The organism is Pantoea rwandensis (genome assembly GCF_002095475.1).
In the GTDB taxonomy this organism is placed as follows: domain Bacteria; phylum Pseudomonadota; class Gammaproteobacteria; order Enterobacterales; family Enterobacteriaceae; genus Pantoea; species Pantoea rwandensis.
The window spans coordinates 44,030-59,634 of the sequence record NZ_MLFR01000013.1 but is presented as its reverse complement, the minus strand read 5'-3'; the positions used below and the strand labels follow the sequence as shown (position 1 = coordinate 59,634).

Here is a 15,605-nt window from a genome sequence, read left to right as displayed (position 1 = left end):
GCATGAGCCAGAAGACCCTTTTTATCGACCGCGACGGTACCATCATCTCTGAACCACCAACCGATTTTCAGGTGGATCGCATGGAAAAGCTGGCGTTTGAAAAGAATGCCATTCCTGCGCTGCTGGCCCTACAAAATGCCGGTTATCAGCTGGTGATGATCACCAATCAGGATGGCTTGGGCACAGACAGCTTCCCACAGGCTGATTTTGATGGCCCACACAACCTGATGATGCAGATCCTGACCTCGCAGGGCATCAACTTCAGTGACATCCTGATCTGCCCACACATGCCCGATGACCATTGCGATTGCCGCAAGCCGAAAACCAAAATGGTAGCAGCCTGGCTGGCACAAGGCGCACTGGACACGGCGAACAGCTATGTGATCGGCGACCGCCTCACCGATATTCAGCTGGCCGAGAATATGGGCATTCAGGGTCTACGCTATGGCAAGGAAGGGATCGATTGGGATGCGATTCAAACGCAACTGACCAAACGCGATCGCCATGCGCTGGTACAACGCGATACCAAAGAGACACAGATCAAAGTGGAAGTGTGGCTGGACCGCGAAGGCGGCAGCAAGATCAACACTGGCGTCGGCTTCTTTGACCACATGCTGGATCAGATTGCGGTACACGGCGGTTTCCGCATGAATATCGATGTGAAAGGCGATCTGTATATCGACGATCATCACACCGTGGAAGATACCGGTCTGGCGCTGGGTGAAGCCCTGCTGAAAGCGCTGGGTGACAAACGTGGCATCGGTCGTTTCGGCTTCGTGCTGCCGATGGATGAGTGCCTGGCGCGCTGCGCGCTGGATATCTCTGGCCGTCCGCACATCGAATTCAAAGCCGAGTTTAGCTATCAGCGCGTTGGCGATCTAAGCACCGAGATGGTTGAGCACTTCTTCAGCTCTCTCTCCTACGCCATGATGAGCACCCTGCACCTGAAAACCAAAGGCAAGAACGACCATCACCGTGTGGAAAGCCTGTTCAAAGCCTTTGGCCGCACCTTGCGCCAGGCGATTCGCGTGGAAGGCAACACCCTGCCGAGCTCGAAAGGAGTGCTGTGATGAATGTGGTGATTCTCGATACCGGGTGCGCCAACCTTTCCTCGGTGAAGTGGGCGATTGAGCGCCTCGGCTATACGCCAGAAGTGAGCCGCGATCCGGATGTGGTGCTGCGCGCCGATAAGCTGTTGCTGCCGGGCGTGGGCACCGCGCAGGCCGCCATGAACCAGCTGCAGGAGCGCGACTTAATCGATTTGATCAAAGCCTGTACCCAACCGGTGCTGGGCATTTGTCTTGGCATGCAGCTGCTGGGACGCGGCAGCGATGAGAACGGTGGCGTTAGCACGCTCGGCATTCTCGATGAGCCGGTTTCCCTAATGGATACCCAAGGTTTGCCCTTGCCGCATATGGGCTGGAACCAGATCACAGCGCAGGCAGGCAACCACCTGTTCCGCAATATCCCAGACGGCAGCTATTTCTATTTTGTGCACAGCTACGCCATGCCGGTGAACGCCAATACCATCGCCCAGTGCGATTACGGCCACCCGTTCACCGCTGCGTTGCAGAAAGATAACTTCTTCGGCGTGCAGTTCCACCCGGAGCGTTCTGGCAAAGCAGGCGCGCAGTTGCTGAAAAACTTCCTGGAGATGTGATGATTATCCCCGCATTAGATTTAATCGAAGGCAAAGTGGTGCGCCTGCATCAGGGCGACTACGGCCAACAGCGCGACTACGGTAGCGATCCGCTGCCGCGTCTGCAGGATTACGAACGTCAAGGTGCTGAAGTGCTGCATCTGGTGGATCTAACCGGTGCTAAAGATCCGGCCAAGCGCCAGATCCCTTTGCTGACCACCCTGCTGCGCGGCGTGAATGTGCCGGTACAAGTCGGTGGCGGCATCCGTAACCGGGATGACGTAGCAGCATTACTGGCTGCTGGCGCGACCCGTGTGGTGGTCGGCTCCACAGCAGTGAAGCAACCGGAAGAAGTGAAAAGCTGGTTCAAAGAGTTTGGTGCTGAAGCCATTGTGCTGGCTCTGGATGTCCGTATTGACGCCAACAATCGCAAAGAAGTGGCAATCAGCGGCTGGCAGGAAGCGGCAGGTGTGACACTGGAAGAGGTGATCGGCTGGTATCAACCGGTTGGCTTGAAGCACGTGTTGTGCACTGATATCTCACGTGATGGCACCCTGAGCGGCTCCAACGTTGAGCTGTATAAAGAAGTCTCCACCGCCTTCCCGGATATCGCTTTCCAGTCTTCTGGCGGCATCGGCTCGCTGGATGACATCGCTGCCCTACGTGGCAGTGGCGCACAGGGCGTGATTGTCGGTCGTGCCTTATTGGAAGATAAATTCACCGTAGCGGAGGCGATTGCATGCTGGCAAAACGGATAATTCCTTGTCTCGACGTACGTGACGGGCAAGTGGTGAAAGGCGTTCAATTCCGTAATCACGAGATCATTGGCGATATCGTACCTTTAGCACAGCGCTATGCGCAGGAAGGGGCTGACGAGCTGGTGTTTTACGATATCACCGCCTCTTCAGATGGCCGCGTAGTGGATAAAAGCTGGGTATCTCGCGTAGCGGAAGTGATCGACATTCCCTTCTGTGTCGCCGGTGGCATCAAAACCCCGGAAGATGCAGCGCGCATTCTGCAGTATGGTGCTGACAAAATCTCCATCAATTCCCCTGCGCTGGCTGACCCAACTCTGATTACCCGCCTGGCCGATCGCTTTGGCGTGCAGTGCATCGTGGTGGGTATTGATACCTGGTTCGATGAAGCAACCGGCAAGTATCACGTTAATCAGTACACCGGCGATGAATCACGTACGCGTGTCACCACCTGGGAAACCCTCGATTGGGTGCAGGAAGTGCAGAAGTTGGGCGCGGGCGAAATCGTACTGAACATGATGAACCAGGATGGCGTGCGTAACGGCTACGATCTGGTGCAGCTGAAGAAGGTGCGCGATGTCTGTAAAGTGCCCCTGATCGCTTCGGGCGGCGCAGGCACCATGCCGCACTTCCTTGAGGCCTTCGAGCAGGCTAACGTGGATGGCGCATTGGCCGCTTCAGTGTTTCACAAACAAATTATCAATATCGGCGAGTTGAAAAACTTCCTGATCGACAACGGTGTGGAGATTCGCGCGTGTTAACTGCAGAACAACTGGCCAAACTGGATTGGGCCAAAACCGCGGGCATGATGCCTGTTATCGTCCAGCACAACGTCTCTGGCGAAGTGTTGATGCACGGTTATATGAATGAGGAAGCGCTGCAAAAGACGCTGGCGGAAGGCAACGTCACCTTCTTCTCCCGCACCAAAAACCGCCTGTGGACCAAAGGTGAAACCTCTGGACACTTCTTGCAGGTCGCGAGCATCACGCCAGATTGTGATAACGACACACTGCTGGTATTGGCGAACCCGATTGGGCCGACTTGCCACCTTGGAACATCAAGCTGCTTCTCACCGGCTGCGCCAGATTGGGCGTTCCTGTATCAGTTGGAGCAGTTATTGGCTTCGCGTAAGAGCGCCGATCCTGAGAGTTCATACACCGCGAAACTGTATGCCAGCGGCACCAAGCGTATCGCGCAGAAAGTGGGTGAAGAAGGCGTGGAAACCGCATTGGCTGCCACGGTCAATGACCGCCATGAGCTGACCAATGAAGCGTCTGACTTGCTGTACCACCTGATGGTATTGCTGCAGGATCAAGACCTGGATTTGAGCACCATCATTAACAATCTGCGTGCGCGTCATAAATAACGGATTGTGCAATAAGCTGCTCAGAATTGGCTCCAAAGGCTGATTTTGAGCAGTATGCTTCTCAACATTGTCTCCAAAAGCTAAATTTGAGCAGTATGCTTCTCAAATCACGCGATGAATCGCGTCGCTACTCACCCGCGCATTTATCACACTCTGCACCCGGCACGTAGCGGCGCAATTTGTTGTGCTTAATAAGGACGGTTCCCCTGTGACTACCCATGAAAAACTGATCGCCCTACTCGACCAGCACCACGCCCGCTATCGTCTGATGGAGCATGAAGCAACGGGTAAGTGTGAAGCCGTAGCCGCGAACCGTGGTACGGAAGTGGGACAAGGTGCTAAGGCGTTGGTGTGCCATGTGAAAGGTAAAGGTATCAAACAGCACGTGCTGGCGATATTGCCCGCTGACCAACAAGCAGACCTGAGCAAAGTGGCTGAAGCTGTGGGTGGACGTCGCGCTTCTTTGGCTTCTCCAGCAGAAGTGGACGCGTTAACCGGCTGTGTGTTTGGTGCGATTCCGCCCTTCAGTTTTCACCCCGATCTGAAGTTGGTGGTGGACCCTTTGCTGTTTGAACGTTACGAAGAGATTGCCTTTAACGCGGGCCTGCTTGAGAAATCCGTGGTGCTGAAGGTGGAAGATTATCGTGCACTGCATAGTGGTAACGTTGTGAAAATAATCTGTTAATTGCCATAGCGAACAGTGATCGGTACTCTGCGTTATTCCACATCACGAAAAAAGAAGACCGATATTATGGCAAGTTCTCGTTTTACTGCCCGCCTGCGTCAGACGCTGGCGCTAGCTGTACTGGCAGGTTGCGCATTTGGCGCACAGGCAAAGATTGATCAGGTACGCTTCGCTGTTGATCCCACCTATCCTCCTTTCGAATCCAAAACACCACAAGGCAAGCTGGTTGGTTTTGATATCGACTTGGGTAATGCCCTGTGCGAGCAGATGCAAACTAAATGCGTCTGGGTTGAGAGCCAGTTTGACGGCATGATCCCTGCGTTGAAGGCGCGTAAGTTCGACGCGATTCTTTCAGATATGGGTATCACCGAAGAGCGCCTGAAGCAGATTGACTTCACTGTGCCGTTGTACGATACGCACACCCAGCTGATTGCACGCAAAGGCTCTGGCTTGCTGCCAACGGCTGAATCCTTGAAAGGCAAAACGGTTGGCGTAGAGCAGGGAACCGTGCAGGAACGCTATGCGCTGGCAAAATGGCAGCCACACGGCGTGAATGTGGTGCCATACGGCGACCAAGCTCAAGTTGAGAGTGATTTAATTTCTGGTCGCCTGGATGTAGTGTTCACCGATGCGGCGCAGGCAGCAAACGGCTTCCTGAAGCATCCACAAGGCAAAGATTTCGAGCTGGCTGGCCCGATTGTTGAAGATCCAATTATCGGTCCTGGTACGGCGATTGGTCTGCGTAAAGGTGATACCGAGCTGAAAATAGCGCTGGATAACGCTTTTGCGGAAATCAAAAAGAACGGCACCTTCGATAAGATCCAGAAGAAGTACTTCGCAACGGATATCTCGATCCAGCAGTAAAGTCATTCAAGTAGAGGCGGCCTTGAGGCCGCCCAATGCATGGGTTCTACAAGCCTGTTACTATAATTTGTGACGTCTTTCCCCGCTCATTTTCTCAGCAGAACTATAATTCCATTCAATAAATTAATCAGGTACGACGCTTATCGTGCCGTGGATACAGGACATCGACAGCATTATGCAACAACAACATCATCCTCTGTTAAGTGCTTCCCTCGGTACACAGCGCGAAATCGTCAGCTTCCATTTCGGTACCGATTCACAGCAGCGAGTCTACATTCAGGCGGCACTGCACGGCGATGAACTACCAGGTATGGCCGTGGCGTGGTATTTGAAACATAAGCTGCTGGCGCTGGAATCGGCTGGACAACTCAAATCAAAAATCACGCTAGTGCCAGTCGCCAATCCTCTCGCCATGGGACAGCACTGGCACGGCAGCCATTTGGGCCGTTTTCATACCTTATCCGGCCAAGATTTTAATCGTCGTTTTCCCGCACTGGGAGAAACACTGGCTACCGAACTGGCCGGTTCACTGACGCAAAGCGAATACGAAAACAAGCGACTGATCCGTGATGCTATAGACCGTCATTACCGCGACCGTATTGCCAAAACCGAACTGGAAGCACAGCGTTTCACGCTGATGCGCATGGCCAGCCAGGCAGACTTAATGATTGACCTGCACTGTGACTGGGATGCACTGCCGCACCTCTACACAACCCCTCACGCTTGGCAGGAGATTGAACCGCTTGCACGCTGGCTGGGCAGTGAAGTTCAGCTGCTGGCGCAAATCTCTGGTGGCGAGCCGTTTGATGAGGCCTGCTGCGAGCCTTGGCTGACGCTAGCTGAGCGGTTTGGTAGTGAGTACCCGATGCCCCGTGGATTGCTGCCGGTGACACTGGAGTTACGTGGGGTTGCAGATGTTTCTCCTGAACAGGCGGAGAAGGATGCGGATGCGATTATCAATGCGTTGATTGAAGGTGGCTATATTGCTGGTGAACTGGGTGAGTCCCCTGCCCTGATTAATCCTGCGACACCGCTGGCAGGTTGTGAGTACATTCATGCACCGCACTCTGGGCTGCTGTTGAATCGCCGTGAGCTGGGCGAGTGGATCAAACCGGGCGAAGTGGTAGCGGAGATTGTGGACCCGATAAACGATCATGTGACGCCGTTGGTGGCAGAGTTTGGTGGGGTGCTGTATGCGAGGAACCTGATGAAGTTTGCTACGGCGGGGATGCTGGTGGTTAGGCTTGCGGGGGAAAATGCGGGAAGAGAGGGTGAGTTGTTGGTGGTGTAAAAAGTTGAGGCTTCCCGAAGGAAGCCTCATTGCTATTAGTCCAGCCACTCGGTGTGGAATACACCGTCTTTATCAATGCGCTTGTAAGTATGCGCACCGAAGTAGTCACGCTGAGCCTGAATCAGGTTAGCTGGCAGAACTTCTGAACGATAGCTGTCGTAATAGGCGATGGCTGCCGAGAAGGTTGGAGTAGGAATACCGTTCTGTACCGCGTAAGCCACTACATCACGCAGTGCCTGCTGGTATTCATCAGCGATATTTTTGAAGTACGGTGCCAGCAGCAGGTTAGCGATGTCCACGTTTTCTGCGTAAGCATCGGTGATTTTCTGCAGGAACTGAGCACGGATGATGCAACCAGCACGGAAGATCTTCGCGATTTCGCCGTAGTTCAGATCCCAGTTGTTCTCTTCAGACGCAGCGCGCAGCTGAGAGAAGCCCTGAGCATAAGAAACCAGTTTACCCAGATACAGGGCGCGACGTACTTTCTCAGAGAACTCAGCCTTATCACCTTCAACGGTTTTCGGTTTTGGACCGGTCAGCACTTTAGAAGCTGCAACACGCTGGGTTTTCAGAGAAGAGAGGTAACGTGCGAACACAGATTCAGTGATCAGAGACAGTGGCTCGCCGAGATCCAGTGAGCTCTGGCTGGTCCATTTACCGGTACCTTTGTTTGCCGCTTCATCCAGAATCACATCAACCAGGTATTTACCGTCTTCATCTTTTTTAGTGAAGATGTCTTTGGTGATGTCGATCAGGTAGCTGCTCAGCTCGCCGTTATTCCACTCAGTGAAAGTCGCAGCCAGCTCTTCGTTGTTCAGGTTCAACGCACCTTTCAGCAGTGAGTAAGCTTCTGCGATCAGCTGCATATCGCCATACTCGATACCGTTGTGAACCATTTTCACGTAGTGACCCGCACCATCCGGACCCACGTAAGCTACACACGGCTCACCATCTTCATCAGCTACTGCAGCAATTTTGTGCAAGATTGGGGCTACCAGCTCGTAAGCTTCTTTCTGGCCGCCAGGCATGATAGATGGGCCTTTCAGTGCGCCCTCTTCGCCACCGGAAACACCGGTACCGATAAAGTTGAAGCCCTGATCAGACAGTTCTTTGTTACGACGAATCGTGTCTTTATAGAAGGTGTTACCGCCATCGATCAGGATGTCACCTTTGTCGAGATGTGGTGTCAGAGAAGCAATGGTCTTATCCGTAGCTTCACCCGCCTGCACCATCAATAGAATACGACGAGGCTTTTCCAGAGATTCTACGAACTCTTCCACTGAGTAGTATGGGGCGAGTTGCTTGCCCTGGTTCTCAGCGATGACTTCATCAGTCTTCTCGCGCGAACGGTTGAAGATAGAAACAGTGTAACCGCGGCTTTCAATGTTAAGAGCCAGGTTGCGACCCATAACTGCCATACCTACAACGCCGATCTGTTGCTTGGACATTACATACTCCTGTCAGTGGTCTCGCATGGTGTTACTGGTAACACCATGCAATAAGTGACCGATATGTTAACTCAAGAGAGATGATAAGAGGTAATGATTGGTGCGATCGAAGGATGAAAATAGATGAAAAAAAATAGCACATTAAACAAAGGGTTAAAGCACAACCACATCCGAATCACAACTGCGCTACCAATAAAAAATGATAGTAAACAGTAAAACGCATCACTCTTTGTACAGAGTGATGCGTTATTATTACAGGGAAGTGGTTTCAATCAGTCGGAAATGCTGTTGAGTTGCAACTGCTCCTATCACTCGCTCAATACTGTGAGCCAGCGTGCCATCAAGTTGACCCGCTTCCAACTCAAATTCATCTTCGTCGATCAAGTTACTTGCCAAGGGCTCTAAAGCATCTTTTCTGAACCAAAACATTGATCCTGCCGGGAATGAGGTTTTATAGTCTTTTGACAATTCCGGTTTTTGCAAGCGTTCAAAGAGCTTATCGAGCCAATAACGATTACCTAAATTTATTTCCGGTATCGAGAGGTCGGTTATTGAAAGAGCTGGTGCAATGACACCAAGATCTGATTCCCTTTTGAAAGCATCTATAATATCGATAACTCGTTCTTTAGAGCTAAGTAGATCACCAAACAAACTCTCACGCCATTTTTGGCCATCAACACGGTGAGGAGACTTTTTAGTATGAACTTTGCAAATGTATTTATAGCCAAATCCATCCGCAATCTTCAGTGCTTTAATAAAGGGCCTGATATCTCTACCACGATTATCAACAAGAATGAAGAATACATTATTGAATGCAGCCTTAATACGATCTAACGTTGACTGCTTAACATCACTACGGATAGTGATAATAAGATCAAGAACATTCGAATGTTGCGAAATGTACTTCTCAACCAAATCACATGCCAAATCTTCATAATAAGCATGAAGAATGACAGCAGAGTCGGAACTTGGTTTGAACTGTTGATTAATTGCCTCAATCAATTCATTATCACACTGATATTTAGATAATGAATTTCTCAAAATATTGGCAGTTGCATGTAGATATGCATATCCATTATGGCGGTCTGGCTCTAAATGCGCCCCTTCAGCCCACTCATTCCATGCATTGACAAAGACGAGACGCTCCTCTGGCCGGCGTTTCATAGTGGTTTTAATTGCGCTATCTAACCACTTGGCATAAAGCTCTGGCTTAGCGTTATAGAAGGAGAACCCCTGTCCTGGTTTACGGGCTTCATTATCCCATGAAGGCATAACTGCTTTAAAATAGGGGAATTTTTCGTTGGTGATGCTTCCTGCTCGCAGAGCTAACTCTTCATAATCGTATATGCGTCCTTTGAAATCTTTGTTGAGCATGGTGATACTATCGGTAATATCTTGCGCCCCAACCTGATGCGGAGGAAATTCGACGATAGCATCAAAACCATAAGGCTCTGGACTGGTAACTTCAAATGCATTGACAACCACTAAATAAAGTCCAGGCAAGCCATTTTTTAGAGCATGTTCACGCCAGCGCTTCCCAGTTTCTTTTGCATCAGGCAGCGTTCCTGCACGATATAAAATTAGTACAGGTTTGCCATCGATTTTAATATATCTTTCATCTTTAAGCGCAGGAAGAATATCATCTAAAAATGCAATGTCATCTTCTGGTGAATGGTTCTGTGCGATTAGAACATCATTTTCCAGACCATCCCATCTGCGAGTCCAGTTTTCATTCGCCCAGCACAAACAGAATTCAATATCCAGAGTTTTATCTTCTAAGAGATTCTGGACAGGAGTTTCCATCAGTCGCTTACCACCAAACCAATAATGATGGAAACAGAATCCATTTACTCCATATTGTTTAGCAAGGCTAATTTGCTGACGCATGATTTCTGGCAAACGTAAATCGTAGAACCCCAATTCACCTGGCAACCGTGGTTGTTGATGTTCAAGATATTGAGGCCTTGCTTTACTGACATTTGTCCATTCCGTAAAACCTTCGCCCCACCATTCATTATTTTCTTTGAAGGGATGAAATTGAGGTAGGTAATATGCGATAACTTTTACAGGTAGTTCAGCACCTTCCAGGCTATCTAAAGCCTTAGGGACATAATGACTTTGCTCATTTACTTTTATTGCGGCTTTCTTAAAGTCATTTTTTAACCACGCCTCTAGCAATGTGTCACGTGAAGATAACGAAGCGACTTGACTTGCATTTAGAGGTGTAGAGTAACGCAGTGTATTTACAGAAGAGGTATTACCATAAGCAGACTTTACTCTTCCATATGCTGCTTTTACACCATCTTCTCTAATAATCTTAGTAATTAACTTAATACGATACTTAATAAGATCATGCTCACCCTGCGTCAGCATTCTTTTGGCAAATCTAAAAATTTTCAACTGTATTGCCCCCTTGCCAGATAATTAATACACTTTACTTCCCAAAAGGGTTAACAACTCGTTTAAACAAAGATGCTAACTTCCACATTCTGGATGAATGAACATCATCAATATATCCGTTCTTTATCTTCAATTCTTCCCTAATAGAATCCCCTTCAAGTTCAACCTCTTTGACTTTCACCTCTAACTCTCTCACCTTATTTAAAAGTGATTTTATTTCATTATCACCATCAGTGAGAGCAATGCCTAACCCATCAGTCTTATTATTTAACTCTTCATTCTTGTTATTTAACTCTTCATTCTTATTATTTAACTCTTCATTCTTATGGTAAGTCCTCGTCAACTCAGCATTTAAATCATTTAACGAATTTCGAACAACGAAGAAGGAGTTCTTATATCTTTCAATTAAGTCATTTTTATTAACATTAATAATTGCAAAGACAAGATCTACTTCATCAGATAATAATTTTTCAACCGCATTATCATTCATACCGGGGAAGAGTTCTAACAAAATTCTTTTAGTTAAATTAAATATATTATAATCAGGGACATCTTGAGTCGGTGCAATAGATGTGAGTCTTAACAAGGAATTGAATACCCCTCTAAAAACAAGGTGGGATATCAGAAGTGGCTTGTCAATTTCCAACTCAAGATCAAATATCTTTGGACCATCCTCAGTACTTATGACATTAAAAGGGGTTGCATCAAGATATTTTTTGGGCAACTCTAAATCCCATTTCAAATCCCTCTTTTCACCGGCATCATTTAAAACTGCCCTAATCCAGTTTTTGGCCCACAGTGTAACATCTTTTACCAGCCAACTATGTTTATTAACCAGACTAACTAATTCAAGCCATAGACTCTCACCCTGATGATATTTTTCAGTTGAGATTAACTGGCCGCCTAACTTGAAGGTTTCAGTGTTGATATTATTATTGTCGACAAAAAATCTTATCTTCTTACTGCTGTCATCTTTTCTGACATCGGAATAATACCAAGCTAAAGATCCGTCATCATCTGATTTGGCATTGCCTTCAGATACAATCATCAGAAACGAATTAGATAAATCAGCTGAAAGCTTATTTTTCCAGATTAACTTTGTAGCTTGTTCAAGAGAAAAAGTGTATGTTTCTGAACGCTGTGCATCCTTATAGTGTATTTCACTAACTAAAGGATATATAAGCTCATTATACTCCTCATGCCCTTTTGGCGTAATTAGCAATGTAGGGAGCTTATAGTCTGGGAAGGGTAGATACTCTTGAATTTCGGAAAAGCCTACACTTTTAATGATTTTATTTAATTCTATACGACCAAAGGTTTTAACACCATTCTCATAATACGCGTCATTGATGCCCACCATGGGAATACCAAGATGATCTTCTTTTGTACCAGCAAGGTATTTCATACCTAACTGGTTCTCGATCGCAATAAACAAATCACCAGTGGGTGTTAACCTTGACTTACAGGATTGCAGAAGACTTTTTTGTCCATCACTGCCCAAAAAACATTGAGCATATTCAAGCACTCCAATGAGCAGTACATAATCAAACTGACCAATATCGGGTAAGTTTTGGCTAGAGGAACAGATAACCGTGACATTATCAAGATCCTTGCAGCGACTACGGGTAATAGTGGCCCTCCTCTTACTTCCCTCAACAGAAGTAATATTTGCGCCACATTCCGCAACGAATCTTGTGATAGCCCCGCAGCCGCAACCGATTTCAAGTACTCTCTTTCCTTTAAATTTATCGCCGAATGGTCGTAATAAATTAGCTCTTTTCGGAGTCAGGTGATACTGAGAAGGCCAGTCCTTTATTTGGCTTGCGAGTTCTTGGGATAATACGGAGCAGTCAATAGAATTGTTCACGACATCAAGAATATAATTCTCATGCTCATCACCGTCATTATAATTGAATTTCTCTTTATCTCTTTCTATCCAGATATTAAGCTCGGAATCATAGATAAAATCATGTTCCTGAAGAATTAAGTTAATTTGATTGTTTATCACAGGAAATCATTGCCTCTAAATTTACAAGCCCTAAAAACTCTGGGGTAGGTTCAACAGTAATATGAATCGAATCATAGCGACGATCATGAGGCACAACTTCTCCGGACGCATCATAACTTGCTATGCCAATAGAGATAAAATAATCACCTTGATAAAGTTTAACTGGAATTTCAATCTTAACTCTGTGAGTTTCCCCTGGTTCACCTATTTCAATAAGTGGAATTCCGAGTATTTTTGAATTGGTATTATATATAGTAACACCATCTAAAGTTTTAACTGCAAAACCAAATATTGGCTTAAAGATAGTCTCATGAAACTTCAATAAAAAGTTGAATGTTAGTTTGCCTTGTTCTTTAACAATCACAGGATATTCTTCTTGCCCTTGCGAGAGGGAGAAATCTAACAACTCAGCCTTTCTATCACCCCAACGATATTCATTGGGATTGTAATTCCTTCTGGTTTCAAATCCGTCCGCTTTGAGAGATTGAATCGGGCTAACGTCGTCTTTATCAGTGAACATTTCGGACTGTTTTTTTTCTTGTTCACTGGCAAATTCAACATGTTCATCTTCATTCTTTCTTGCAGCGTTTGTAGGCGATGATTTACCGAATAACAGGTCAAGATATTGATTGATAATATTTTTCGGTGCGCCACTGTCCATAACCATGCCATCATTTAAAAGAATGGCTTTATCACAGTGTGTAATGATTTGCTCTGTAGCATGAGAAACAAATAAAATTGAGGTACCATTATTTTTTAATTGCCTGAGTCTGGCAAAGCACTTAGCCTGAAATTTTGCATCACCAACCGCCAGTGCTTCATCGACAATTAAAATATCAGGATCAATTTGCGCTTGCACGGCAAATGCTAAACGTACCATCATCCCGCTGGAATAAGATTTTACTGGGGAGTTAATAAAGTGGCCAATATCAGCGAATGACAAAATATCATCCAATTTCTGATCCACCTCTTCTTTAGTTAAACCGAGTAGTGCACCATTTAAATAGACATTTTCTCGGCCTGTAAAATCGCCATTAAATCCAGCGCCAAGCTCTAATAATGCAGCGACCCTTCCATGGACGTTAACTGTTCCTTGAGTGGGTGACAAAGTGCCAGCAATTATTTGCAGCAGAGTGGATTTTCCTGAACCATTTCTGCCAACAATGCCAACTGTTTCACCTTTCGGCAAATTGAAGCTAATATCTTGAAGTGCCCAAAATTCTTCATGATAAACCCTTGGCACTTTCCCAAGTCTACTTTGTAAATTAGGAACAATAAACTGCTTAAGTCGCCTGATAGGATTATCATAAATTTGATAACATTTACTGACGTCAATAATCTCTAGGGCATTTTCATTAGATAACATCTGCAAATCCTTTACGTGTCTTTTGGAACCAGAAATAGCTAAACCATAAAGTAATTAGCGATACTAACGTATAGGTAAGTAAACCTGAGAGATCTGGAATTCTCCCCCAGATAATAATCTCTCTCATTTGTTCAATAATAAACGTTAGTGGATTTAGTAATATTATTGATTGATACTTTTCTGGAACTGCCGACAGAGGGTAAAACACTGGGGAAAGAAATAGTATAACGGTAACGAGTAGTGTAATGAATTGCCCAAGATCCCGTAGATAAACGCCTAGAGAAGAAATTATATAACTCAACGCAAGGGTTAAAATCATCACGGGAACAAACACTAGCGGAAAAAGAAATACTGTCCAGTGAATAAAACCGTTAGACAATAAAAAAGCCAGCAACAACACTATTGTATTGATTATTGCCTGAAAACATGCGGAGAGCAGAGCGATTACCGGGAAGGACTCAAGTGGGAAAACCACTTTTTTCACATAATTAACATTATTTAATATTAACACCGGAGATTTAGTGAGAACCTCGCTAAAAATCCCATGAACAATCAACCCGGCAAATAAGATTATAGCAAATTGGGCTTTAGACTCATTAGCGCTTGCAGTTCCCCATCTCGCATTAAAAACCTCTGAGAAAACTAAGGTATAAACAGCAAGCATAAATATTGGATTAATGAAAGACCACAGCAGGCCCATAATTGAGCCTTTATACCTACTGATTATGTCCCTTTTCGTCATTTCAAATATAATATGACGGTTGACATGTGTGTTCTTACATAGAGACCATAAAGATGTACCGTGTATTTTTTGTTGCTGCAAAATTCCACCTTTAGATAGTAGGTTCAACAATCACATTTTTTTAAAAAGAATGGCAACAAATAAACCTAGGGTTCCGAGGAATGTTTGTCTATAAATCCCCAGTTTAAAGAAAATGTTTACCCTTGTGAAGAAGCCACTGGTTCTGGCCTTTTCAAAATCATGCAGAATTATTCTATTTTCATAGGTTAATTCTTGATTAGATTTTTTCAAGGCTAACAGGTTAGCATCAATCCAGCTTTTAAAATGTCCATCAAGTAGTCCGGAAATCCTCTTAAACCGAGCAAACCAACCAATATTTGAACCTACAATATTTCCTGTATGCTGACGATATCTGATTGTTGGATTGGGATCATAATAAATATCACCACCTACCGCAGTAACAATGATGTAAACCCACCAATCATGGGAAATTATTTTTTCATAACGCGGAGTTTTAAGAACAATATTACGGGCTGAAACATTCAACATCATCGTATTTCCACCGGCAATACTTTGGATCAAAGCATTTTTAAAAGAAGGTGGTTTCTTGAAAAGTGGTGACTTACCTATGTCGTTGTTATGCTCATCGACTAATTGAGTCCTGCCGCAGTACACGGCAGGATTAGCTAACTCACAATAATTTAGTACTGAAATTCCAGTTTCTAATTTTTCTGGAAACCATTCATCATCTTGATCGCAAAATGCATAATAATCAAAATGCTCACCACAAGTCTCGAGTAATGATAGAAAATTCCAGGCAAATCCTTTGCCTGGTCCCTTCACGATATTAAACTTTTCATAACCTAAACTAGTTCGATATTCATTAAGAATATCTAATGTACTATCACTGGAACCATCATCTGACGCAAAAATAACCCAATTCTTTTCTGTCTGTTCAACAATTGAGTCAATCTGTTTTTTTAAGTATTCACTTCCATTGTAAGTACAAAGAAGAATGGCGACTCTTTTGTGATTAATCAT

Annotated in this window: 14 protein-coding genes; 8 read left to right on the top strand and 6 right to left on the bottom strand. The window is 45.8% G+C overall.

Annotation, left to right across the window (positions count from 1 at the left end; genetic code table 11):
* Positions 1 to 2 precede the first annotated feature (2 nt).
* The 8 genes from hisB to HA51_RS13760 all read left to right on the top strand — a co-directional run bounded on the left by hisB (position 3) and on the right by HA51_RS13760 (position 6,600).
* A complete protein-coding gene (gene hisB / locus HA51_RS13795) occupies positions 3 to 1,070 on the top strand; it encodes a bifunctional histidinol-phosphatase/imidazoleglycerol-phosphate dehydratase HisB (RefSeq protein WP_084935094.1) in 1,068 nt (355 codons plus the stop codon).
* The gene (gene hisH, locus HA51_RS13790; RefSeq protein WP_084935092.1) at positions 1,070 to 1,660 is read left to right on the top strand and encodes an imidazole glycerol phosphate synthase subunit HisH; all 591 of its coding nucleotides are present in this window, start codon (positions 1,070 to 1,072) and stop codon (positions 1,658 to 1,660) included. The genes hisB and hisH overlap by 1 nt, the downstream gene beginning before the upstream one ends.
* Positions 1,660 to 2,397 carry a 1-(5-phosphoribosyl)-5-[(5-phosphoribosylamino)methylideneamino]imidazole-4-carboxamide isomerase gene (hisA, locus tag HA51_RS13785; RefSeq protein WP_084935089.1) on the top strand — a complete coding sequence of 246 codons (738 nt, stop codon included), beginning with the start codon at positions 1,660 to 1,662 and terminating at the stop codon, positions 2,395 to 2,397. Before hisH ends, hisA begins: the two co-directional genes overlap by 1 nt.
* Positions 2,379 to 3,155 (top strand): imidazole glycerol phosphate synthase subunit HisF, encoded by a 777-nt coding sequence (gene hisF, locus HA51_RS13780; RefSeq protein WP_084935087.1) that lies wholly within the window; start codon positions 2,379 to 2,381, stop codon positions 3,153 to 3,155. The genes hisA and hisF overlap by 19 nt, the downstream gene beginning before the upstream one ends.
* A complete protein-coding gene (gene hisIE, locus HA51_RS13775) occupies positions 3,149 to 3,760 on the top strand; it encodes a bifunctional phosphoribosyl-AMP cyclohydrolase/phosphoribosyl-ATP diphosphatase HisIE (protein ID WP_039327843.1) in 612 nt (203 codons plus the stop codon). Before hisF ends, hisIE begins: the two co-directional genes overlap by 7 nt.
* Before the next feature lie 208 nt (positions 3,761 to 3,968).
* Positions 3,969 to 4,445 carry a YbaK/prolyl-tRNA synthetase associated domain-containing protein gene (locus HA51_RS13770; RefSeq protein ID WP_084935085.1) on the top strand — a complete coding sequence of 159 codons (477 nt, stop codon included), beginning with the start codon at positions 3,969 to 3,971 and terminating at the stop codon, positions 4,443 to 4,445.
* Between the two features lie 66 nt (positions 4,446 to 4,511).
* The gene (locus HA51_RS13765; RefSeq protein WP_084935082.1) at positions 4,512 to 5,309 is read left to right on the top strand and encodes an ABC transporter substrate-binding protein; all 798 of its coding nucleotides are present in this window, start codon (positions 4,512 to 4,514) and stop codon (positions 5,307 to 5,309) included.
* A 175-nt stretch (positions 5,310 to 5,484) separates the two neighbouring features.
* Entirely contained in the window at positions 5,485 to 6,600 is a 1,116-nt protein-coding gene (locus HA51_RS13760; RefSeq protein ID WP_084935080.1) for a succinylglutamate desuccinylase/aspartoacylase family protein, read from the top strand.
* 35 nt (positions 6,601 to 6,635) lie between these two features.
* Here HA51_RS13760 and gndA read toward each other — a convergent pair whose 3' ends face one another.
* The 6 genes from gndA to HA51_RS13730 all read right to left on the bottom strand — a co-directional run bounded on the left by gndA (position 6,636) and on the right by HA51_RS13730 (position 15,605).
* Positions 6,636 to 8,048, bottom strand: a complete 1,413-nt coding sequence (gene gndA / locus HA51_RS13755) for an NADP-dependent phosphogluconate dehydrogenase (RefSeq protein ID WP_084935078.1) — start codon at positions 8,046 to 8,048, stop codon at positions 6,636 to 6,638.
* A 252-nt stretch (positions 8,049 to 8,300) separates the two neighbouring features.
* Complete coding sequence (locus tag HA51_RS13750; protein ID WP_084935075.1) at positions 8,301 to 10,448, bottom strand: glycoside hydrolase family 99-like domain-containing protein; 2,148 nt, start codon at positions 10,446 to 10,448, stop codon at positions 8,301 to 8,303.
* 34 nt (positions 10,449 to 10,482) lie between these two features.
* Positions 10,483 to 12,456 (bottom strand): class I SAM-dependent methyltransferase, encoded by a 1,974-nt coding sequence (locus tag HA51_RS13745; protein WP_084935072.1) that lies wholly within the window; start codon positions 12,454 to 12,456, stop codon positions 10,483 to 10,485.
* Entirely contained in the window at positions 12,437 to 13,822 is a 1,386-nt protein-coding gene (locus HA51_RS13740; protein WP_084935069.1) for an ABC transporter ATP-binding protein, read from the bottom strand. Before HA51_RS13740 ends, HA51_RS13745 begins: the two co-directional genes overlap by 20 nt.
* Positions 13,812 to 14,564, bottom strand: a complete 753-nt coding sequence (locus HA51_RS13735) for an ABC transporter permease (protein ID WP_211282942.1) — start codon at positions 14,562 to 14,564, stop codon at positions 13,812 to 13,814. The genes HA51_RS13740 and HA51_RS13735 overlap by 11 nt, the downstream gene beginning before the upstream one ends.
* Before the next feature lie 111 nt (positions 14,565 to 14,675).
* Positions 14,676 to 15,605, bottom strand: coding sequence for a glycosyltransferase family 2 protein (locus HA51_RS13730; protein WP_245840217.1), 930 nt, complete (start codon positions 15,603 to 15,605; stop codon positions 14,676 to 14,678).

Bases quoted from the DNA above. Each gene is read 5' to 3' on its own strand.
- HA51_RS13730 (WP_245840217.1), bottom strand. From the start codon at position 15,605: ATGATTAATCACAAAAGAGTCGCCATTCTTCTTTGTACTTACAATGGA.
- HA51_RS13760 (WP_084935080.1), top strand. From the start codon at position 5,485: ATGCAACAACAACATCATCCTCTGTTAAGTGCTTCCCTCGGTACACAG.
- HA51_RS13740 (WP_084935069.1), bottom strand. From the start codon at position 13,822: ATGTTATCTAATGAAAATGCCCTAGAGATTATTGACGTCAGTAAATGT.
- HA51_RS13735 (WP_211282942.1), bottom strand. From the start codon at position 14,564: ATGACGAAAAGGGACATAATCAGTAGGTATAAAGGCTCAATTATGGGC.
- hisA (WP_084935089.1), top strand. From the start codon at position 1,660: ATGATTATCCCCGCATTAGATTTAATCGAAGGCAAAGTGGTGCGCCTG.
- gndA (WP_084935078.1), bottom strand. From the start codon at position 8,048: ATGTCCAAGCAACAGATCGGCGTTGTAGGTATGGCAGTTATGGGTCGC.
- hisH (WP_084935092.1), top strand. From the start codon at position 1,070: ATGAATGTGGTGATTCTCGATACCGGGTGCGCCAACCTTTCCTCGGTG.
- hisB (WP_084935094.1), top strand. From the start codon at position 3: ATGAGCCAGAAGACCCTTTTTATCGACCGCGACGGTACCATCATCTCT.
- hisF (WP_084935087.1), top strand. From the start codon at position 2,379: ATGCTGGCAAAACGGATAATTCCTTGTCTCGACGTACGTGACGGGCAA.
- HA51_RS13765 (WP_084935082.1), top strand. From the start codon at position 4,512: ATGGCAAGTTCTCGTTTTACTGCCCGCCTGCGTCAGACGCTGGCGCTA.